The organism is Nocardia otitidiscaviarum, assembly GCF_007362295.1.
In the GTDB taxonomy this organism is placed as follows: domain Bacteria; phylum Actinomycetota; class Actinomycetes; order Mycobacteriales; family Mycobacteriaceae; genus Nocardia; species Nocardia otitidiscaviarum.
Window position 1 is genome coordinate 7,397,343 of sequence record NZ_CP041695.1, and the last position, 19,642, is coordinate 7,416,984.

Consider the following 19,642-nt stretch of genomic DNA (forward strand, 5'->3'; position numbering starts at 1 on the left):
GCACGTTCGGGTTGCCGTCGCGTGGGCCGGGTTGTCCGCCGGGGGGCTGGTTCGGGGCTCCCGGGGCATCGGGGCGGGTCTGGCCGCGGTGGGGTGGGTTCGGCGGCATGGCGGGGTACTGCATGGTGGCGTCGGCCGGGGAGCCCGCACCTGCGGTGCCTGCCGGTGCGTTGCGCGGGCCACCCGGTAGCGCGGGGCCGCCTGGGCCGTTGCCGGGGCCGCTCGGCTGGGGCGGTCGCATGCCGGGGCCGCCGGACCGGGGTGGGGGACCGGCGGGTCGGGAGGGCTCGTCGTAGTGGATGGTGGCGAAGGACGGGCGGCCGCCGGATTGGCCGGGTGGCGTGCCGGGGCGTGCGGTCGGCGCCGCGCCGAGGGGGCGGCCCGGTGCTGGACCGTCCGCGTTGCCCTGGGTGGGCTGGCGTGCGTCCCCCCGGTCCGCCTGGCTTCCATCGCCCGCGTCGCCCCGGCTGATGTCGCCCTGGTCGGGCCGATCCGCGCCGCCCAGGTTCCCCATCGCCTCGCCGCGCGCGCCCCCGCTCCGCTCGGCAGATGTGCCCGCGCCGCTACCGGTGTTCTCCGGGCGGGAGTCGGTTCCCTGGCCCTGTGGTTGCTTGTCGGCGTTCGAGTCGGACACGCGCTACCCCTCGCTTTGGCGGAACGGTGATTCGAGGTCAGCCTACTGAGCAATCCGACCGGCGGTGCACAATGATCGGCATGACCTCCTTCGGTGATCTGCTCGGGCCCCAGCCGGTGTTACTCCCGGATAACTCCGATGTGGAGGAGGCGCTGCTCGACGGCCAGGACCCGGTGCGGGTCGCGGCGGCGCATCCGACGGCTTCCCTCGCGTGGGCGCAGCTCGCCGAGGACGCCCTGCAACGCGGCGAATCGGTGACCGATCCCGACGGTGACACGGTCAACGCCGACGTCATCGCCGCCTACGCCTTCGCCCGCACCGGCTACCACCGCGGCCTGGACCTGCTGCGCCGCAACGGCTGGAAGGGTTTCGGTCCGGTGCCGTGGAACCACGAACCGAACCAGGGCTTCCTGCGTGCCGTCGGCGCTCTCGCCCGCGCCGCCCGCGCCATCGGCGAGACCGACGAGTACGCCCGCTGCCTGGACCTCCTCGAAGACTGCGACCCGCGGGCCGCGGCCGAACTCGGCCTGGACTGACGCCGATTTGAGCAGTGCACTGGGCGGCAAGCTCACCACCGCGCGCGAGTCGAGCGCCACGCAACTGCGCAACGCCACCAAGCGGGTGCGCAGTTCGTGGCTGCCGATCGTGCAGTGCGCGGTGGCCGCCGGGCTGGCCTGGTTCATCTCGCACAATGTGATCGGCCATACGCAGCCCTTCTTCGCGCCGATGGCCGCGATCATCTCCACCGGCGTCTCCTTCGGCGCGCGGATGCGCCGCGCGGTGGAACTCATGGTGGGCGTCGCGGTCGGCATCGGCATCGGTGACCTGTTCATCTCCTGGGTGGGCACCGGCGTCTGGCAGATCGCCCTGGTGGTCGCGGTCGCCATGACGGCGGCGGTGTTCCTCGACAGCGGCAGCATCATCACCGCGCAGGCGGCCAGTTCCGCGGTGCTGGTGGCCACCCTGCTGCCCCCGCACACCGGCGGCAGTTCACTGCGCATGATCGACGCCCTGGTCGGCGGTCTGGTGGGAATCGTTGTGGTGGCGGCGATTCCGCTGCATCCGGTGCGCCGCGCCCGGCAGCAGGCCGCCGACATCCTCGAGGTGATGCACTCCAGTCTGATGGACTGCGGCGCGGGCCTGCTGGAACACGACGCCGCCAAGGTGAAGGAGGCGTTGCAGGCGGTACGCGGCACCCAGCCGCAGATCGACAGCCTGCGCGACACCCTGAAGGGCAGCGAGGAGGTGATCCGGCTGTCCCCGCTGTACTGGAACGCCAAACCGCGCCTGGAGCAGTTGCGCACCGCCGCCGACCCGCTCGACAACGCCGTTCGCAACACTCGCGTACTGCTGCGCCGTGCCCTGAGTTCGGTGCGTGACGACGAGATCCTGGACCCGCGCCTGGTCACCGAGGTGGAGAAGCTCGGCGAGGCGGTGGAGGTGGTGCGCCGCATGGTGCTCGCCGATCCGGGCGAACAGCCCGATCCGGCGGAGGCCACCCGGGTGCTGCGCACCGTGGCCAAGGGCGCGACCAAGGATCTGGTGGCCGACGCGGGCATCTCCGCGCACGTGGTGTTCGCGCAGCTCCGTTCGATCGTGGTCGATCTCATGGAGGTCTGCGGCATGAAGCGGCTGTCGGCCATCGCCCTGCTGCCGCCCACCGTGGCGAATCCCTATGTGACGCCGGTCGATTGACATCACCCGCCGGGGCGTTGCCTACGCACTCGCCCGCGGGCCGTCGCTGTTGATCTTCGAGTAGTCGGCTACTCGCGTGGATGTCGTCGCCCGTTCCTAGGGTTTCGTCGTGGGCCGTACCTCGAGGGGTGGTGCGGCCCGCCCTACATCCAGAAGCGGGTGAGCGAGAAGCCGTTGCCCGCCCAGCCCGCCGGAAGGCCGGAGAGTTCGAACAGCGTCCGTACCGTGCCGAAGAACACCGCGCCGATCTCCGGCACGAACAGCATGGCCACCAGCAGCAGGATGCCGTACGGCTTGATCTGGTCGAGCGAGCGGCGCGTCTTGTAACTGAGCGAGGGTTCCAGAATCCCGTAGCCGTCGGTGCCCGGCACCGGCAGCAGATTGAGCACCGTCGCGAAGATCTGCAGGAAGGCCAGGAAACTCAGCCCGTACCAGAACACCTCGTGCGAGTCGGAGCTGCCGAACAGGCGGATCACCAGCAGCAGCACCACCGCGCACACCAGGTTCACCGCCGGACCGGCACCACTGAGAATCCGCTGCGTGCGCGGGCTGAAGTTGTGCGAGTGCACGTACACCGCACCGCCGGGCAGCGCGAATCCGCCGATGGCGATGAAGATCAGCGGCAACACGATGGACAGCAGCGGGTGGCTGTACTTCAACGGGTTCAGGGTGAGGTAGCCGCGCAGTTCGACCTCGCGGTCGCCCGCCCGCCACGCGGTGTACGCGTGGCCGAACTCGTGCAGGCACACCGATACGATCCAGCCCGCCACCACCAGGATGAACACGCCGAGCCGAGCCGGCATCGACGACGCGTCACCGTTCCAGGCCAGCACCCCGCCCAGCACGGTCACGCCCACGAACAGCAGGAATACCGGGCTCGGCCGCACCGACCCGGACCTGCGCCCCACCGACTGCGGATAGTTCATCGCACTCCTAGCGCACCAGCAGCCACGGCACGTGGTGCCGGTAGAAGGTGGACCGCCGCACGGTCTTGTCGCTGCTCACGCCGTCCCGCACGACCAGTGCGCCACGGGTGCCCAACTGCATGGCGCGACCGGCCACCCATTTGCGCTTGCGCAGCCCCCGCTGCACGGTGGCGTGCAGTCCCGGCATCTCCAGCATGGGCGAAACGTGCAGCGCCGCAACCTTGCCGGTGAACAGGCGGGTGTCGTCCACGTACGCCTCGCCCTCCAGCTTCTCACCGCTCGGCCCCACGATGCTGGCGCGGCCGATGAGCACCTTGCCGGTGTCGTCGCGGATGAGCGGGGTTTCGCGCGCGGAGCCCTCCAGGGCCTTCTTGGCGGCGGCGTTGCCGGTGCCGGTCTGGTAGGCGCGTGAGCCGTAGGTGCGGTCCACGGGCACGTAGCCGATCTCCACATGGAGCCGTTCGGTGCGCATGAGGTGGGTGAGCACGGCGGCCAGTCCGGCGTCCTCGCCGAGCACGATCAGCCGGGGCAGGCTGTCGGCGGCCAGCACCGGCAGCATCTCGTCCAGGGCGGCGGGATCGGGAATGGCGGCGGTCTGCACCATCGGCAGCGATGCCAATGCGATCGGTACCGGTGCACCGTTGCAGCGGAGAACATGGGTACTCAACTGCCGTACACCCTCCTCGGACCTGACAATTCGCCTCGCCTCGCCGCGTCTCGGACCGAGCGCCTGCCGGTCCGCACCGATGCCACCATAGTCCTGTTCAGTTGCCTCCGCTTCGCTCCTCGTCACGGCGGGCGGGGCGGGAACCTGGGGGTATGCCCGTATCCACTAGACTGTGCGTCCGGCCACCGCCTTGTGACGGCGGGTAGCTGCAGTGTCACCGACGCTGCGTGTCGATCCCGTAGGAGACTCCTGATGCCGGCAATCGTGCTGATCGGCGCCCAGTGGGGCGACGAGGGCAAAGGCAAAGCAACCGATCTGCTCGGCGGCAGGGTGCAGTGGGTTGTCCGCTACCAGGGCGGCAACAATGCCGGTCACACCGTGGTGCTTCCCAATGGTGACAATTTCGCGCTGCATCTGATTCCGTCCGGCATTCTCACCCCCGGTGTGACCAACGTCATCGGCAACGGTGTGGTCGTCGACCCGGGTGTACTGCTGGCGGAGCTGGCCGGTCTGGAAGAGCGCGGCGTGGACACCTCCCGCCTGCTGCTCTCGGCCGACGCGCATCTGATCATGCCCTACCACGTGGCCATCGATAAGGTCACCGAACGCTTCCTCGGCAACAAGAAGATCGGCACCACCGGCCGCGGCATCGGTCCCTGCTACCAGGACAAGGTGGCGCGGGTGGGCGTGCGCGTCGCCGACGTGCTGGACGAGAAGATCCTCACCCAGAAGGTCGAGGCCGCACTGGAATTCAAGAACCAGGTGCTGGTGAAGATCTACAACCGCCGCGCGCTGGACCCGCAGCAGGTGGTGGACGAGGTGCTGGAGCAGGCCGACGGCTTCAAACACCGCATCGCCGACACCCGCCTGCTGCTCAACCAGGCGCTGGAGAGCGACGAGACCGTGCTGCTGGAGGGTTCGCAGGGCACGCTGCTGGATGTCGACCACGGCACCTACCCGTACGTCACCTCCTCCAATCCGACCTCCGGCGGCGCGGCGGTGGGTTCCGGCATCGGCCCGAACAAGATCGGCGCGGTGCTGGGCATCCTCAAGGCGTACACCACCCGCGTCGGCTCCGGCCCGTTCCCGACCGAGCTGTTCGACGAGTCCGGCGCGTATCTGGCCAAGACCGGCGGCGAGGTCGGCGTGACCACCGGCCGCGCCCGCCGCACCGGCTGGTTCGACGCGGTGATCGGCCGCTACGCCACCCGCGTCAACGGCATCACCGACTACTTCCTCACCAAGCTCGACGTGCTCTCCAGCCTGGACACCATCCCGATCTGCGTGGCCTACGAGATCGACGGCGAGCGGGTCGAGCAGATGCCCACCACCCAGACCGAATTCCACCACGCCAAGCCCATCTACGAGGAGATGCCCGGCTGGTGGGAGGACATCTCGGGGGCCCGCACCTTCGAGGAGCTACCCGCCAACGCCCAGGCTTACGTGCTGCGCTTGGAAGAGCTCTCCGGAGCCCGCGTGTCCTGCATCGGCGTCGGCCCGGGCCGCGACCAGACCATCGTCCGCCACGACGTGCTGGGCTGACCGAGCCGCGTCGCACTTCCGCACAGCGCCCGCCCGCCGCATCCCGCGGTGGGCGGGCGCTGTTGCGATCCGGGTTACGCCGTCGTTCAGTAGAGCGGGGTCAGTGGTGCGAGCGGGTCGGCGGCGTGCGGCGTCAACGCCGAGTAGGCCGCGGCAATGGATTTCACGGCCAGCCGCAGGTCCGCTTCCTCCTGGGTGAAGGGCAGCCGGAGGAAGCGTTCGAACGCGCCCTGGACGCCGAAACGCGGTCCGGCGGCGAGCAGTACGCCGTGGTTGGGGGCGGTCGCCGCGAGGGCGGTGGAGACCGGGGTGGGCAGTTGCACCCACAGCGACATGCCGCCCGCGCCCTCGGTGGTGGGCCGCCAGTCGGGGAGTTCCTCGGTGAGCGCCTCCAGCAGGGTCGCGCGGCGGGCGCGCAGTTGCGCACGGCGTTGCGCGAGAATGGCATCCGCGTTCTGGAGTAGGTGCACGGTGGCCAGCTGATCCATCACCGGGGTGCCGAGGTCGACGGTGGATCGGGTGCCCAGCAACTTGGTGATGAGCGACTGGCTGGCGCGCACCCAGCCGACCCGCAGGCCACCCCAGAAGGATTTCGACGCCGAACCGATGGTGACGATCTCCGCGCCGCGAGCGAAGGCGGCCGCGGGCGGCGTCTGCGCACCGCCGGTGAGGTCCAGATCCACCATGGATTCGTCGACGATCACGGTCATCCGGGTGTCGCGGGCGATGGCGGCCAGTTCGGCGCGCCCCGCCTCGTCCAGCCGCAGTCCGGTCGGATTGTTGAAGTCGGGCACCAGGTACGCCACGCTGGCGGCGGTCTGGCGTGCCGCACTGCGGATTCCGTCCAGGTCCCAGCCGTCGGGCAGCAGCGGCACCGGCACCGGACGCGCCCCCACATCGCGGATGGCCTCGATGGCGTTCGGATAGGTGGGGTGTTCGATGAGCACCCGTTCCGCCGGGGTGGTCAGCACGTTCAGCAGCAGCCGCAGTCCGTGCTGCGCGCCGAGGGTGACCAGGATCTGTTCGGGGTCGGTGGGCAGCCCGCGTTCGGTGTAGCGGCGTGCGAGGGCCTCGCGCAGCATGAGCATGCCGACCGGGTCCATCCCGTGTGTGCCCAGGTAGGTGGGCAACCCTTGCAGGGCAAAGGAATACGCGTCCTTCATCTCCTGCGGCGCGGACATGGCCGCATAGGTCATATCGATGGTCGGCAGTTCCGGCTGCGCCATCATGGCCAGCAGGCTGCGTGCCGGTTTGGTGCCGTCGTGCACCACGGTCGGCGGTAGCGCCACGGTGCTGCGCGATCCCTGGCGGCTGATGAGGTAGCCGTGCTCGCGCAGCAGGGCGTAGGCGGAGGTGACGGTGGTGCGGCTGACGCCGAGGGTGGTCGCCAGATCGCGCTCACTGGGCAGTGCGATGCCGAGTGGGGCGCGGCCGTCGTGGATGAGCAGCCGAATCCCTTCGGCCAGCGCCAGATACGCGGGCCGGGGGGAGCGGCGGGCGGTGTCGGATTCACCGCCGCCGGGCCGGGACTCGGTCGGGCCGTCGCCCTCCGTGCCCCGGGCTCCGGGTTCGTCCTGCCGCCACCGTCCCAGGTCTCGCGCCAGGCTGGCCGCGCCGATCACTCGTGTCGCCATACAGGCCAGTATCCGGGCAGTGGATATTTGATTCAAGTGCAACTGGCTTCATTCTTGGGCCATGACCTCGTTGCTGTTCTCGATCGCGGTGGTCGGCTGCTTCGGCTGGCTCGTCTACCACTTCGCCCCCGCCCCCGGTGAGCACTGGGATCGCCTGCTCACCCGGTATCGGCCGCATGCTCCGATGGCGGACTGGTCGGCCGGTGACTATGACGATCAGCGGCAGTTCGTCGATCTGGACGCCGCGCGGACACGCCATGAGTCGGCAGTCCAGTCTTAAAAAACTGGCATGCTCGAACCGGATATGTCGGTCACCCTGTGCACACTGGCACTATGCCCTACCCGGAACGTCCGCTCGCCGCGGCGCTCTTCGATACCGCGATAGGCCCCTGCGCCATCGCATGGAGCGCCGTCGGCGTGCTGCGCTTCCAACTGCCCGAGGACGGTGCGGAGGCCACGCTGGCCCGCATCACCCGGCCCTACCGCGGCGAGCCGGTCGCGCCCGCCGAACCCACCTTCGACATCGGCAAGGCCATCGCCCGCATTCAGGCCCACCTCGCCGGTGACCTCGACGACCTGCGTTGGATTCCGTTGGACACCACCACGATTCCGGAGTTCCACCGCGCCGTCTACACCGTCACCCGCGCCATCGCCCCCGGCCACACCCTCAGCTACGGCGAGGTGGCGGCCCGTGTCGGCATGCCCAATGCCTCCCAGGCGGTCGGACAGGCCATGGGCCGCAACCCGATTCCGCTCATCATCCCCTGTCACCGGGTGCTCGCCGCCGACCACGCGCTGCACGGTTTCTCCGCCCACGGCGGACTCACCACCAAACAGCGGCTGCTGGAGATCGAGCGCACCCCGGGCTTCGGAGAACCGACCCTGTTCTGACCGCGGTGTCAGATCCCCCGGTCGATCATGTCGAGCAGTTGCTCGGAGAGGTGGTCGAGCTGCTCCGGTTCCAGGAAGCGGAACGGACCGTCCACGGCGAGATAGGCGAGGCCGTGCACGGTCGGCCAAGCCAGGAACTCGGCACCCGGGCGGCGTTCCGGCGGCAATAGCCCGGTCTCGACCAGGCCGTCCAGGGCATCGCCGAGAATTTCGATGGCCGAGCGGCCGGTGGGTCCGGCCGCCGCCGGTTCGGCCACCGCGCTCACGTCGCGCTGAGTGGTGAAGGCGGTCAGGAACAGTCCCGGCTGTTCCCGGGCGAACCGCAGGTATCCCGCACCGACCGCGTGGAACCGGGCCCGCGCCGCCGCCGCGGGGTCGTCCATGGGCGCAACGGCGTCCTGGGCGGCGGTCATGGCGGCCGCCAGTTCGGCGAGCGCGACCCGGGCCACCGCCTGTACCAGGGCGTCCTTGTTGGCGAAGTGCGTGTACGCGGCGTTCGGCGCGACGCCCGCTCGGCGGGCCGCCTCCCGCAGCACGATCGCCTGTGGACCGCCGCCCTCGCGCGCCATGGCCACGCCCGCCGCCAGTAGCGCCTCCTCCAGTGCGCCGTGCCGGTAGGTCGTGCGCTTCGCGCCCGTCTCACCCATGTGCTCTCCTTCGGTCCGCCCCACCATATCTGGACGTCGTCCAGAATTCTCCCGCATGCATCTGGACAGCGTCCAGAAAGCTGTGTACGGTCCATCTGGACAGCGTCCAGAATGTCATCCGATGAGTTGTCGCTCCCCGGACCGTCTGGACCCCCGACGGCACCACCGCCGACCGAACTACCGAGGAAAGACCTGATGAAGACCGAAAAGCTGCTCACCGCAGGCGCTCTCGCCACCCCCGTGTTCTTCGCGATCGCCCTGGCGCAGGCGTTCACCCGCGACGGCTTCGACCTGAGTCGGCACATGATCAGCCAGCTCGCCCTCGGTGACCTCGGCTGGTTGCAGATCGCCAACTTCGTCGGCACCGGCGTGCTCTTCGTGCTCGGCGCACTCGGCCTGCGCCGGGCCCTCACCGACGGCATCGGCCACACCTGGATTCCGCGCCTCGTCGCCGTCTTCGGCGCTGGCCTGATCGCCGCCGGCGTCTTCGTCTGCGACCCGGTCAAGGGCTACCCCGTGGGCGAGCCCGACACCCTCACCTGGCACGGCATGGCACACGGAGCCGCAGCCACCATCTCCGGGTTCGCCCTGGTGGCCGCGAACATCATCCTCACCCGGCGCTACCTCCGCGCCGACCGAAAGGCCATGGCGGCCATCACGATTGCCATCACCCTGGCCTTCATGGTGCTCCCCGCCGCCCTGCCCAGCCAGGTCAGCATGGTCTTCGCGGCCGTCTCCTTCCTGGCCTGGGGCTGGATCTCCCTGCTCGCCGCCAGCCTCCTGCCCACCCGCCGGACGGCGGGTGCCACCCGGGAGCCGCAGTTCGCGTGAGGTGAGTGTACGGAAAAGGCGTCCGCACCAAGGTCAATGGTGCGGACGCCTTTCGCGGGAGCAGGTCGATCAGTTGACCGCCATCGGGATCACCAGCCAGCCTTGACGATCGGGCCGTAGTAGACGACCGGTAGGCCGGTTCCGGCGCATTCGACCCAGACATCGGCACCCGGCGCGAATCGCAGGTAGATCGGCTCAGGGCCGAGCGAGTACTGCATGATGCCCGGGGCCTGGTAGAAGAACGGCGGTTGCAGGCTCCAGCCGGTGCACTGCCACCACTCGCCCGGGGCGGTGTCCATTCGGATGACGCCACCCGGTTCCGGTGTGGGGACGGGAGGGGTGGCGGCGGCCGTCTGCGTGTTCAGGAGGCCAGCCGCGGCAATCGTTGCCGCAACCGCGACCGCGCGAAGTGTTGCTCTCATTCGTGTTCCTTGGTGGTCCTTGTCGTTGGTGCGAGGGGACGACGGGCGGGGCCGAATCAGACGACCGCGCCGTAGGCGCTGCCGATGCCGAAACCGAGCGCGCCACCGGCGACGCCGCCGACGACCGCGGCCGGAATGCCGAGGGCCGCAGCGCCGACGGCGGCACCGGCCGCAGCGCCGACACCGGCACCGATCAGCGCGCCCGCTCCGGCACCCGGCAGCGAGGCCGCGCCGCCGGTGGGAAGGCCAGCCGCGATTCCGCCGATGACCGCTCCGGTGGCCGCGCCCACGCCGGTGCCGATGACCGCGCCCGGTACCGCGCCGATGGCGGCGGCCGGGATGCCCGCCGCGAGTGCGCCCGCCCCGGCTCCGATGGCGGTGCCCGCGATGGTTCCGGCGGCGATCTTGTCCGAGCGGCTGGCGTGGATGCCCACCGAGTTCAGGCCCGTGGCGATGCCCGCCTCGACGGCGGCCGCGCCGCCGTTGACCGGGTTCAGGACCGCGTCGGGGACGTCGTCGGGGACCGGCGTGGTGAATGCGCCGACGCGCAGGGTGCGCGGGGGCGGGGCGATGGGGGCCACCGGTTCCACGGGCACCGGGGCGTGCAGGGTGCCCAGGTCGATGGCGGGGGCCGCCTCGGGTGCCGGGATGGGGCGGTAGTTCGGGGGCACGAGGTAGTTCGGCGCGGGTGCGGGCGTCGGCGGGGTGGTGACACCCGGCTGGATCGGCCCCGGGGTGTGGCCGACCGGGCGGTCGGTCGCGGGAGCGGTGACGCCGGGCTGGACCGGGCTGGTGGCGGCGCGCGGAGCGGCGCCACCAGCGAGGCCGGGCTGGGGTGCGGCGTAGCCGGAGGAGCGGCCGGAGTCGGCGCTCGGCGGGTTCGCGGTGGGCGTCCGCGCCGTCTGCGGTCCCCCGGGGGTTCCGTCCTGGGGGTTCGCTGGCGTAGCGTCCTGCGCACCGGCGGCGGCCGGTGTGTTCGGGGACGCGGCGTTCTGGTCGGTGGTGGCACAGCCGACGGCCAGGGCCAGCGGGATCGCGCCCACCACGAGTGCGCGGCGGCGCGCGCCGGTCTTCAGTTGTCCATGCCGACGAGCCACGTCGAACACACCACCTTCATCAGGGTCTTGATTCTGTTGCGATCAGGAACCGGTGGCGGCCGCGTGCGTGGCGAGCGTTCTCGTTTCCTGTTGATCGTGCATTCGGAGCGGAGAACTCCGGGGGCACGGGCAATGTGGTTCCCGCACCCCTTTCGGGAGCGGATATCGGGCGGGAACCTGGCTGGTCACCTGAGCTGGGATGTTAGCTGAATGAAAGCTATGAATGGCAACTCGATGTGAGATGCCGCACAGGGGTGCTACTTCGTCGCTGTGGAAACGAAAAACAGCTGGTTGAAGCGTGAATTACTTTGCCGCGCCGGTCAGCTCTCGAATTTGCCGGGAGATGACCCGAGCATCAACTCCGCCAGGGCCTCGCGATCGGTGACATCGAGCTTGATGCAGGCGCGGTACAGATGCCCCTCCACCGTTCGCACCGAAACCGTCAAGCGGTCCGCGATCTGCCGATTCGACAGCCCCGCCGCGACCAGATTGGCGATCTCCCGCTCCCGCGCGGTCAGCGGCAGCGGCTGCGCCGACTGCCGGAGCGCGGGCGTGCCGGCCCCGCCGCAGGCCGCCGCGAGCCGGTTGGCGGTGGCGGCGGATTCCAGCAGTCGTCTGCGATCCCCGGCCCGCTCATGTGCCGAGGCCGCCTGCGCGGCGGCGTCGGCGGCGGACAGCAGCACCCCCATGGATTCGAATTCCGCTGCGGCGGCATCCAATCCGTCGCCGTCATGGGCGGCGACCGCGACGGCGTGCCGGGCCTGCACCTGTACCAGTCGCCCGTCCACCCGGGCGGCCAGGTCCGCGAGCCGCCCCGCCACCGACTGGTCGCCGAACCGGGCGGCGGTGTGCAGCGCCATGGCCTCGATGGCGTGCTGGTGCGAGCGCGCGGCGGCGTCGGCGGCCGCGAGCGCGTGCCGGACGGCGGGGCTGACCGTGCCCTCGGCGGCGGCCTGCCAGGAACGGGCCAGCGCCAGCTGTGGTTCGTAGACGGCGCTGTGCCGCCCGCCCCGGGCCACCGCGGCCTCGATGCTCTCGGCGGCCTCGGCCGCCCGGCCCAGCGCCGAATAGGCTTCGGCCAGGCGCAGTCTCGCGGGGAACATCCACGCCGCCGCGCCCTCCATGGCCAGGGCGGCGAGGGCCTGTTCGAGATTGTCGACGGCATCCGGGAAATGCCCCTGCGCCACGTCGACGGTGCCCTGCAGGATCTTCGACATGCCCCAGGCCAGGTACTGGCCCGGCGACGAGTAGCCGAAATAGCCTCCGGCGCAACGGCGGGCGGCGTCGAGGTCGCCGGTGAAGGTGAGGGCCAGCACCTCCGCGTGGGTGGACATGAAGCGGTTCAGCCCGTCGATGTGCCGTTCGACTTCGTGTCCGCGCGTGGCGTATTCGCGCGCCGCCTCGCCGCGCCCCATGAGCGCCAGGGCGAGCCCGCCGCCGAAGGCCGCCCACCACACCGCCCAGGGCGGCGCGTCGGCGTTGGTCATCACGGGTTCGGCGAGCGCGAACGCCTCGTCGAGCTTGTTCTCGTTGACCGCGCAGGCCGACGCCAGTCCGTCCAGGGTGGCGACGATCTTGGGATGCCGCACCCGACCGCGCACCAGACCCAGCACCTCGTCGGCGCGGTCGGCATCGCCCATGGCCCACAGCAGATTCGACACCCGGGTGCTGCCCCAGCGGGCCAGTTGCACCTCGTTCAGCTGGTCCGGATCGAAGCTGGCGAGGGTGCGTTCGGCCTCGATGCGATGGCCCTGCCACAGCAGCGCCCGGGCCAGCAGATCCGCGGCCTCCACACCGCCGCGCCGCTCCACGGCGGCGCGCGCGAACCGTTCCCCCAGTGGGATGTTCGCCAATCCGATGGCGTCGGCGGCCGCCGCCTCGAACAGCTCCAGATCCGCGGATTTGTCGCTGTCCAAAGCCAATTCGGCCAGCCGAATGCGATCCGACGCCGAATTGACCGGCCGCTCCCTCAGCGACGAGTACAGCCGTCCCCGCAGCCGCCGTGCCGACGCGATGCCCAGCCGCCGCCGGATCACTTCGCCGAACAGCGGATGGTTGTAGCGCACCAGCAGCTGGTGGGTGTTCTCGACAATCCGGATGACACCGCGTGATTCGGCGGCCTCCACCGCCTCCTCGCCCGCGAGCTCGGCCAGTACGTCCAGGTCGATGGGCTCGCAGAAGGTGAGCAGCTCCAGCACCTTCAGCACGTCATCGGGCAGCTGCTCCACCCGATCCTCCAGCAGCGCAGCCAGTTCCGAGGTGACCGCCGCTCGTCCGCGCAGCTGCCACACCCCGTTCACCTGCCGCAGCGTGCCCGCCTCCAGCGCGCCCTCCACCAGATGGCGTAGGAAAAGCGCGTTGCCCCCGGAGGATTCCCACATGAGGTTGGCGGTGAACCCCTCCAGCTGCCCGCCCAGCATGGATTCCACCAGTGCCACGCTCTGCCGCTGGGTGAACGGCCGCAGATCCACGCGCAGCAGATGCCCGTCCTTCCACAGCGAGGTCACCGCGTCCGGCACCGGCACGCCGCTGCGCACGGTCGCCACGATGTGAGCGGCCTTGTCGATGGCCAGTTGCAGCAGCAGGGTGGCGGAGAGCTGGTCCAGCAGATGCGCGTCGTCGACGCCGATGATGGTGTGCCCGTCCGCGAGCAGGGCCTCCCGCGCCGCCGCCATGAACGTCACCGGATCGTGCGCGGTGTACACGCCGACCATGTGGGCGAAGACGCCCAGCGGAATGCTGCGCGCCGATTCGGTGCCCGCCACCCATCGGATATTGCCGCCGACCGCGGCGGCGGCCTGCCGCGCCAGCGTGGTCTTGCCCACCCCCGCGTCCCCCGTCAGGACGGCCCCGACGAACTCGTCGCCCGTCAACGCCGCCCGAATGGATTCGAGTTCGCCGCCGCGCTCGACCATCGGCCAATTCCGAGCCATGTGACAACTGTAGTGCGCCGCCCCATCGTGAGCAGGGCGAACGAACTGTACGGGGCATTCGAACAATCCAGCGAATATGCGCGTGTGCTATCGCCGCGGCCGATATCGTTGGGGCGCTTCCGCTCCCGAACGGTGGCGGCCGGTTCGACCGCCACCGTCAGGGAGAGGAGGTGAATGGGAGATGGTTGGAAAACATCGGAAAGTTGAGCCGGCGAACCGTGCAGCATGGTTTGCTGCCGGAGCTGCCGCGGCCGCCGGGCTCATCTACATCGTGGTTCGACTGAAGAGGACCCGATAACCCGTTCGGGTGGGGCATCGTTGGCGCGGTGCCCCATCTTCAACCATCACCTCCGTGATGACCACAGTGTACGTCGTGAGTCGATCGAATGTGGTAACGATCGTGGGCCCGATCTCTCAGTCCGCCCAGACCTGTTCGATCGGGGTGCCCTCGGTGGGCGGGGGTGTCGGGATGGCCCCCGGGGTGCGGGAGAAGCGCGGGGCGGGTGCGTGCTGCACCACGCCGTCGATCTCGACGAGACCGCTGCGGGCCTGGATGTGTGGGTTCTGGGTGGCCTCGGTGAGGGTGAGCACCGGGGTGGTGCAGGCGTCGGTGTGCTCGAAGATCGCCCACCACTCGTCGCGGGTCTTGGTCTTGAACTTCTCGGCGAAGAGTTTGCGCAGTTCGTCCTGCGCGGTGGGGTCGATCTGGTGCGGCAGCCCGGTCGGGTCGATTTCCAGGCCCTTCAGGAATTCCGCGTAGAACTGCGGTTCGATGCAGCCGACCGCCATGTACTTGCCGTCGGCGGTCTCGTAGGTGTCGTAGAACGCCATACCGGTGTCGAGCAGGTTGGTGCCGCGCTCATCGGACCACAGGCCCACCCCGCGCATACCCCAGATCATGTGCGAAAGGGCAAGTGCGCCATCGATCATCGCGGTGTCGATGACCTGCCCCCGGCCGGAGCTCTGGCGCTCCACCAGCGCGGCGAGCACGCCGAAGACCAGGAACATGGAACCGCCGCCGAAGTCGCCGACCATATTGAGCGGCGGCACCGGGCGCTCACCCTTGCGACCGATGGCATTGAGCACGCCGGTCAGCGAGATGTAATTGATGTCGTGTCCGGCGCGGTCCGCGAGCGGGCCGTCCTGTCCCCAGCCGGTCATACGGCCGTACACCAGGCGCGGATTGCGCTCCAGTGCCACCTCGGGCCCCAGGCCCATGCGCTCGGTGACGCCCGGCCGGAAGCCCTCGATCAGCACGTCGGCCTTCTCGATGAGGCCGAGCACCTTGTCGATATCGGCGGGATCCTTCAGGTTGGCCTCGACAATGGTGCGCCCGCGCCACTGCGGTCGCTCCATGAAGCCCGGCAACTGGCCCGGTCGCTGGACGCGAACCACATCCGCGCCGAGGTCCGCGAGCAGCAGTGCGGCGTGCGGACCGGGGCCGATGCCGGCCAGTTCAACAACCCGAATGCCCGCGAGCGGGCCCTGTGCGGCGGTGGATGGAGTGCTCACGCCCTACCTCGGTTCATCGTCGAATCCTGTGCACCGGCTCACCGTGCCGGTGTTGACAGTATGACAATAACGGGGTTTCGGGTGTGCTCCCGGGTAACGATGTGCGCGATGTCGGTGTTCTCAGGCATGCTCTCCGGTGCCCGACCGTTCAGCACGTCCCGCCGGAGCGCACCATGCCGTCTCGCCGATCCGCCAAGAACTCATTGTCCGACAGCGATATTCGGCAACTAGCCGCCGCCGTGGACGCGGGTCGCTCACCCACCGTGTGGTTCACCGCCGACGCCGTCGGCATCGAGGAGGGCCGATCCGGCAAGGTGGTCGCCGTCGCCGACCCCGGCGAACCGGACTTCCTGCACGTCCGGCCCGCGGGTTCCGGCGACACCCTGGCCTTCTCACCCACCGAACTCACCCTCACCCGCCCTCGCCGCAATCCGCCACGCGCCTCGCGGTGAGCAGAGCCACCGCGCGGGGTCGCTCCCGCCGGGGCAGAATGCTGGCAGCGACGAGGCGGGAGGAACTGGCGTGGGTGTAGCGGGTGAGGTCCTGGTCGGCCTCGCGATTCTGGTGGGGCTGATCGGTGTGGTGGTGCCGATCCTGCCGGGCGTGCTGCTGATCTTCGGCGCGATCGCGGTGTGGGCCTTCATGACCGGCGGAACCGCGGCCTGGATCGTCTTCGCGGTCTGCACGGCATTTCTCGTGATCAGCGGGGTGATCAAGTACACCTGGCCGGGCCGCAAGCTCAAATACGCGGGTGTGCCGAACCGGTCGCTGTTCATCGGCGCGGCGCTGGGCATCGTCGGTTTCTTCGTGGTGCCGGTGATCGGGCTGTTCCTGGGATTCGTACTGGGGGTTTATCTTTCGGAGCTACAGCGGCTGCGGGCGCAGCGCACGGCGTGGGTGTCGACGCAGCACGCCCTGAAGGGGGTCGGGCTGTCGATTCTCGTCGAGCTGTTCGGCGCGCTGCTAGCGGCCGGGGTGTGGGTGGTCGCCGCCGTCGTCGTCTAGCCGCTACCCGATCGTCTGGCCGCTACTCGATGATCGGAAGCGGCATCGTATCTCCCGGAGCGGGTTTCGGGAGTTCGGAGCGCTTCAGGCGCAGGGTCGGCGATTCCGGGCCGAACAGCGGCAGCGTCGGCGCGGGGTCCGCGAGATCGCGTTCCTTGGCGGGCAGTCGGTAGAAGGCGCGGGCATTGTCCTCCAGCACCCGGTGCAGGTCCGTGCCGACCGCATCGGTGATGAGGGTGATATCGGTGTCGAGGAAGGGCCGCCCCGCGCGGGTGCCGGGTAGATCGGAGCCGAACATGAGGGCCTCCGGATTCACCGCGTGGATCCGGCGCAGCGCCCGGCCGACGTCCATGGCCACCCGGCCGAAGCCGGACGCCTTCACCTTGGCCCCGCGGTCCACCAGATTCAGCAGGTAGGGCAGGCAGTCGTCGGACATGCCCATATGGTCGATGGACAGCTGCGGCAGCTTGCTGATCACCGGTTCCAGCGATCCCAGCATGGACCCGTCGATGTACAGCTCCACATGCCAACCGACCAGTTCGTACGCGCGCAGCGCCAGCATGGTCAGCCCGACGATATCCCCGCCCGCACGCTTGAGATTGAACCGCAGCGCCCGCACCCCGGCCCGGTCGAGCGAGATGATCTCCTCGTCGGTGGCGTCCACGTGCAGGTTGATGACGCCGACCCAGCCCTCGCCCAGCTCGGCCAGCGCCGCCCGTAGGAACGTCTCATCGGTGCCCTGGAAGGACCCGCTGACCACGGCACCACCGTCGATGTCGAAGCGGGACATCCGCCGCTTGTAATCGGCGATGGTGTACGGGTCGGGCAGGTAGCCCTCGTTCTCGATCAGCGGGAACCGCGGATCGATGATGTGGACATGGGCATCGAACACGTGATCAGCATGCCTCACATTGGTGACAAGTGCGGAAAACCTTGTCCGCCTGGTGGATCAGCCCAGGTCAGTTGGCGACTTTGTCCGGCTCGCTGGCGCGCAGCATGTCTTCGCGTTCGACGACCTTGACGCGTTCGCGGCCTTCGGGTTCGCCGAGTGCGCGTTCGTGGGCGTCGAGGCGGTACCAGCCGGCCCAGGTGGTGAAGGGGATGCCCTTGGCTTCGAGGAACGCGGTCACGGCCTCGGGGTCGGGGTTGGCGGCGGGGGTGAAGTCTTTGGCGTCGTCGAGCAGGCAGGCGATGGTTTCGTTGGCGTCGCCCTTGGTGTGGCCGATGAGCCCGACCGGGCCGCGTTTGATCCACCCGGTCACATAGGTTTGGGGCAGGTAGCGGGCCGGGCCGTCGGCGTCCTCGTCGACGAGCACGCGTCCGGCCTCGTTGGGCACGGTCCCGGCCTGGTCGTCGAAGGGCAGCGCGGGAATGTTCTGCGACAGATACCCCACCGCCCGGTACACGGCCTGGATGTCCCAGTCCTTGTATTCGCCGGTGCCCTTGCAGTTGCCGGTGCCGTCGAGCTGGGTGCGTTCGGTGCGCAGCCCGACGACCGTGCCGTCGGAGCCGAGGATCTCGGCGGGGGACTCGAAGAAGTGCAGGAACAGTTTGTGCGGGCGGTCACCGACATCGCGGATGGCCCACTGCTCGAGGGTGTTGCAGATCATGTCGACCTGCTTGGAATGCCGGCGCGCGGCCTCGGAGCCCTCGTCGTAGTCGATGTCGGAGGGGTCGACGATGACCTCGATGGTCGGGGAATGGTCGAGCTCGCGCAGCTCGAGGGGGGTGAACTTGGCCTGGGCGGGTCCGCGGCGACCGAACACGTGCACCTCGAGGGCCTGGTTGGCCTTGAGCCCTTCGTAGACGTTCGGCGGGATCTCGGTGGGCAGCAGTTCGTCGCCGGTCTTGGCCAGTACCCGGGCCACGTCCAGGGCGACGTTGCCGACGCCGAGCACGGCGACCTTCTGGGCGTGCAGGGGCCAGGTGCGGGGGACGTCGGGGTGGCCGTCGTACCAGGACACGAAGTCCGCGGCGCCGTAGGAGCCGTCGAGGTCGATGCCGGGGATGTCGAGGGCGCGGTCGGCGTTGGCGCCGGTGGAGAAGATGACCGCGTCGTAGAAGCCGCGCAGGTCGGCGAGGGTGATGTCGACGCCGTAGTCGATATTGCCCAGCAGTCGGACCTGGGGTTTGTCGAGGACCTTGTGCAGGGCGGTGATGATGCCCTTGATCCGCGGGTGGTCGGGCGCGACGCCGTAGCGGATCAGGCCGAAGGGGGCGGGCATGCGCTCGTAGAGATCGATGCTCACCCCGTCGAACCCGGCGGGGGCATCGGATTTCATCAGCGCGTCGGCCGCATAGATACCAGCCGGGCCGGCACCAACGATCGCGATGCGGAGCGGGCGGGTCGCTGCACTCTGTTCGGTCATCTCTTACGCGCACCCTTACGAGTCGAAATACAATCTTGCGGTCAGTCTTAGCCGTCGTTCTTAGCTTAGGCTAAGTTGACGCCCGAGCTCGGGTCATCCCGAGGCCTCCGACGCTGCAGCGTTGCTGCGCCGTCCTGCTATTCCCCCGCGCGGGCGGAGAATTCAGACGATTCTATCGGTGGGGTAGACCACGGCCCGCCGGGGTTCGGTGAACTGGGCGGATGCCCACTGCATCGGGTACCCGGTGTCGAGCCGCGTACACCCCCGGCGACCAGGCATGATCTAGCTCATGAGTGAGCGAAGCGAGCGGCCGGAAAACTCGGCTGAGCGATCGGAACACACAGCCGGTGAGGATGAACAGTCGATCCCGATCGACCAGACCGGGACCAGGTCGATGCTGCCGTTCCTGGCCGCCGCGGGCATCATCGCGCTGGTCGTGCTGGGAATCGTGATCGCGGGGCTGGTATCCCCGGCTGAGAAGAATGTCACAGATTCCGATCGACTGGCCGTGGCCGCCCGCAACCTCGTCGGCGCGCTGGCCGCGGACGACCCGCTGGGCGATCGCATCGTCTGCGCGGGCTTCGACAACGACCGCTCGCCGGTGCGGATCGAATCCGAGGACGCCGCACCGGCTCTGGAATTCGTGCGCCTCACCGACGCCCGGGTGGACGGCGACCGCGCCACCGCCACCGTCACCGTGCGACTCGACGGCACCGAGAACACCTCGACCTGGAACTTCACCCGCGGCGGCAACGGCTGGGTGGTCTGCGACCGCTGATCGTCCCACTACTCGGACACATGCGTTTGACAGTCGGGCGGTGGTCCGGGCAATCTCAG

19 protein-coding genes are annotated in these 19,642 nt (G+C 69.5%); 9 read left to right on the plus strand and 10 right to left on the minus strand.

The window, feature by feature from the left end:
* Positions 1 to 714 precede the first annotated feature (714 nt).
* Together FOH10_RS33285 and FOH10_RS33290 are read left to right on the plus strand one after the other, a co-directional pair.
* On the plus strand, positions 715 to 1,170 hold the full coding sequence (locus tag FOH10_RS33285) for a DUF3151 domain-containing protein (protein WP_029929773.1): 456 nt from the start codon (positions 715 to 717) through the stop codon (positions 1,168 to 1,170).
* Between the two features lie 64 nt (positions 1,171 to 1,234).
* A complete protein-coding gene (locus FOH10_RS33290) occupies positions 1,235 to 2,329 on the plus strand; it encodes an FUSC family protein (RefSeq protein WP_039817972.1) in 1,095 nt (364 codons plus the stop codon).
* Between the two features lie 143 nt (positions 2,330 to 2,472).
* Here FOH10_RS33290 and FOH10_RS33295 read toward each other — a convergent pair whose 3' ends face one another.
* Both FOH10_RS33295 and FOH10_RS33300 read right to left on the minus strand, forming a co-directional pair.
* Positions 2,473 to 3,255, minus strand: a complete 783-nt coding sequence (locus tag FOH10_RS33295; RefSeq protein WP_143983594.1) for a site-2 protease family protein — start codon at positions 3,253 to 3,255, stop codon at positions 2,473 to 2,475.
* A 7-nt stretch (positions 3,256 to 3,262) separates the two neighbouring features.
* Positions 3,263 to 3,859 carry a hypothetical protein gene (locus FOH10_RS33300; protein ID WP_228814939.1) on the minus strand — a complete coding sequence of 199 codons (597 nt, stop codon included), beginning with the start codon at positions 3,857 to 3,859 and terminating at the stop codon, positions 3,263 to 3,265.
* A gap of 315 nt (positions 3,860 to 4,174) precedes the next feature.
* Here FOH10_RS33300 and FOH10_RS33305 point away from each other — a divergent pair, with 315 nt between their 5' ends.
* On the plus strand, positions 4,175 to 5,464 hold the full coding sequence (locus FOH10_RS33305) for an adenylosuccinate synthase (RefSeq protein WP_029929769.1): 1,290 nt from the start codon (positions 4,175 to 4,177) through the stop codon (positions 5,462 to 5,464).
* An 86-nt stretch (positions 5,465 to 5,550) separates the two neighbouring features.
* Here FOH10_RS33305 and yczR read toward each other — a convergent pair whose 3' ends face one another.
* The gene (gene yczR / locus FOH10_RS33310; RefSeq protein ID WP_143983596.1) at positions 5,551 to 7,098 is read right to left on the minus strand and encodes a MocR-like transcription factor YczR; all 1,548 of its coding nucleotides are present in this window, start codon (positions 7,096 to 7,098) and stop codon (positions 5,551 to 5,553) included.
* A 61-nt stretch (positions 7,099 to 7,159) separates the two neighbouring features.
* Between yczR and FOH10_RS33315 the strand changes: the two genes are divergently transcribed.
* The gene (locus FOH10_RS33315; protein ID WP_143983597.1) at positions 7,160 to 7,378 is read left to right on the plus strand and encodes a hypothetical protein; all 219 of its coding nucleotides are present in this window, start codon (positions 7,160 to 7,162) and stop codon (positions 7,376 to 7,378) included.
* A gap of 53 nt (positions 7,379 to 7,431) precedes the next feature.
* Positions 7,432 to 7,989 carry a methylated-DNA--[protein]-cysteine S-methyltransferase gene (locus tag FOH10_RS33320; RefSeq protein WP_039817932.1) on the plus strand — a complete coding sequence of 186 codons (558 nt, stop codon included), beginning with the start codon at positions 7,432 to 7,434 and terminating at the stop codon, positions 7,987 to 7,989.
* Positions 7,990 to 7,997: 8 nt separating this feature from the next.
* Here FOH10_RS33320 and FOH10_RS33325 read toward each other — a convergent pair whose 3' ends face one another.
* Positions 7,998 to 8,636 carry a TetR/AcrR family transcriptional regulator gene (locus FOH10_RS33325; RefSeq protein WP_143983598.1) on the minus strand — a complete coding sequence of 213 codons (639 nt, stop codon included), beginning with the start codon at positions 8,634 to 8,636 and terminating at the stop codon, positions 7,998 to 8,000.
* Between the two features lie 195 nt (positions 8,637 to 8,831).
* Between FOH10_RS33325 and FOH10_RS33330 the strand changes: the two genes are divergently transcribed.
* Positions 8,832 to 9,467 (plus strand): DUF998 domain-containing protein, encoded by a 636-nt coding sequence (locus FOH10_RS33330; RefSeq protein ID WP_143983599.1) that lies wholly within the window; start codon positions 8,832 to 8,834, stop codon positions 9,465 to 9,467.
* A gap of 89 nt (positions 9,468 to 9,556) precedes the next feature.
* Here FOH10_RS33330 and FOH10_RS33335 read toward each other — a convergent pair whose 3' ends face one another.
* The 4 genes from FOH10_RS33335 to FOH10_RS33350 all read right to left on the minus strand — a co-directional run bounded on the left by FOH10_RS33335 (position 9,557) and on the right by FOH10_RS33350 (position 15,431).
* Positions 9,557 to 9,889: a hypothetical protein gene (locus tag FOH10_RS33335; RefSeq protein WP_143983600.1), complete on the minus strand. Its 333-nt coding sequence runs from the start codon at positions 9,887 to 9,889 to the stop codon at positions 9,557 to 9,559.
* Positions 9,890 to 9,945: 56 nt separating this feature from the next.
* Positions 9,946 to 10,986: a hypothetical protein gene (locus tag FOH10_RS33340; RefSeq protein ID WP_143983601.1), complete on the minus strand. Its 1,041-nt coding sequence runs from the start codon at positions 10,984 to 10,986 to the stop codon at positions 9,946 to 9,948.
* Between the two features lie 320 nt (positions 10,987 to 11,306).
* Entirely contained in the window at positions 11,307 to 13,919 is a 2,613-nt protein-coding gene (locus tag FOH10_RS33345; protein ID WP_143983602.1) for a helix-turn-helix transcriptional regulator, read from the minus strand.
* Positions 13,920 to 14,333: 414 nt separating this feature from the next.
* Complete coding sequence (locus FOH10_RS33350; protein ID WP_143983603.1) at positions 14,334 to 15,431, minus strand: CaiB/BaiF CoA transferase family protein; 1,098 nt, start codon at positions 15,429 to 15,431, stop codon at positions 14,334 to 14,336.
* A 173-nt stretch (positions 15,432 to 15,604) separates the two neighbouring features.
* Between FOH10_RS33350 and FOH10_RS33355 the strand changes: the two genes are divergently transcribed.
* Both FOH10_RS33355 and FOH10_RS33360 read left to right on the plus strand, forming a co-directional pair.
* Entirely contained in the window at positions 15,605 to 15,883 is a 279-nt protein-coding gene (locus FOH10_RS33355; RefSeq protein WP_143983604.1) for a hypothetical protein, read from the plus strand.
* Between the two features lie 70 nt (positions 15,884 to 15,953).
* Complete coding sequence (locus tag FOH10_RS33360; protein WP_143983605.1) at positions 15,954 to 16,436, plus strand: DUF456 domain-containing protein; 483 nt, start codon at positions 15,954 to 15,956, stop codon at positions 16,434 to 16,436.
* A 22-nt stretch (positions 16,437 to 16,458) separates the two neighbouring features.
* Here the strand turns inward: FOH10_RS33360 and FOH10_RS33365 are convergent, their stop codons facing one another.
* Positions 16,459 to 17,328, minus strand: coding sequence for an amidohydrolase family protein (locus FOH10_RS33365; RefSeq protein WP_143983606.1), 870 nt, complete (start codon positions 17,326 to 17,328; stop codon positions 16,459 to 16,461).
* Between the two features lie 67 nt (positions 17,329 to 17,395).
* A complete protein-coding gene (locus FOH10_RS33370; RefSeq protein WP_143983607.1) occupies positions 17,396 to 18,805 on the minus strand; it encodes an FAD-dependent oxidoreductase in 1,410 nt (469 codons plus the stop codon).
* 289 nt (positions 18,806 to 19,094) lie between these two features.
* Between FOH10_RS33370 and FOH10_RS33375 the strand changes: the two genes are divergently transcribed.
* On the plus strand, positions 19,095 to 19,583 hold the full coding sequence (locus tag FOH10_RS33375; RefSeq protein ID WP_143983608.1) for an Rv0361 family membrane protein: 489 nt from the start codon (positions 19,095 to 19,097) through the stop codon (positions 19,581 to 19,583).
* Positions 19,584 to 19,642 lie beyond the last annotated feature (59 nt).

Excerpts from the sequence above, each read along its gene's own strand:
- FOH10_RS33285 (WP_029929773.1), top strand. The coding sequence starts at position 715 with ATGACCTCCTTCGGTGATCTGCTCGGGCCCCAGCCGGTGTTACTCCCG.
- FOH10_RS33295 (WP_143983594.1), bottom strand. The coding sequence starts at position 3,255 with ATGAACTATCCGCAGTCGGTGGGGCGCAGGTCCGGGTCGGTGCGGCCG.
- FOH10_RS33300 (WP_228814939.1), bottom strand. The coding sequence starts at position 3,859 with ATGGTGCAGACCGCCGCCATTCCCGATCCCGCCGCCCTGGACGAGATG.
- FOH10_RS33305 (WP_029929769.1), top strand. The coding sequence starts at position 4,175 with ATGCCGGCAATCGTGCTGATCGGCGCCCAGTGGGGCGACGAGGGCAAA.
- yczR (WP_143983596.1), bottom strand. The coding sequence starts at position 7,098 with ATGGCGACACGAGTGATCGGCGCGGCCAGCCTGGCGCGAGACCTGGGA.
- FOH10_RS33315 (WP_143983597.1), top strand. The coding sequence starts at position 7,160 with ATGACCTCGTTGCTGTTCTCGATCGCGGTGGTCGGCTGCTTCGGCTGG.
- FOH10_RS33320 (WP_039817932.1), top strand. The coding sequence starts at position 7,432 with ATGCCCTACCCGGAACGTCCGCTCGCCGCGGCGCTCTTCGATACCGCG.
- FOH10_RS33325 (WP_143983598.1), bottom strand. The coding sequence starts at position 8,636 with ATGGGTGAGACGGGCGCGAAGCGCACGACCTACCGGCACGGCGCACTG.
- FOH10_RS33330 (WP_143983599.1), top strand. The coding sequence starts at position 8,832 with ATGAAGACCGAAAAGCTGCTCACCGCAGGCGCTCTCGCCACCCCCGTG.
- FOH10_RS33335 (WP_143983600.1), bottom strand. The coding sequence starts at position 9,889 with ATGAGAGCAACACTTCGCGCGGTCGCGGTTGCGGCAACGATTGCCGCG.
- FOH10_RS33345 (WP_143983602.1), bottom strand. The coding sequence starts at position 13,919 with ATGGCTCGGAATTGGCCGATGGTCGAGCGCGGCGGCGAACTCGAATCC.
- FOH10_RS33355 (WP_143983604.1), top strand. The coding sequence starts at position 15,605 with ATGCCGTCTCGCCGATCCGCCAAGAACTCATTGTCCGACAGCGATATT.
- FOH10_RS33370 (WP_143983607.1), bottom strand. The coding sequence starts at position 18,805 with ATGACCGAACAGAGTGCAGCGACCCGCCCGCTCCGCATCGCGATCGTT.
- FOH10_RS33375 (WP_143983608.1), top strand. The coding sequence starts at position 19,095 with ATGAGTGAGCGAAGCGAGCGGCCGGAAAACTCGGCTGAGCGATCGGAA.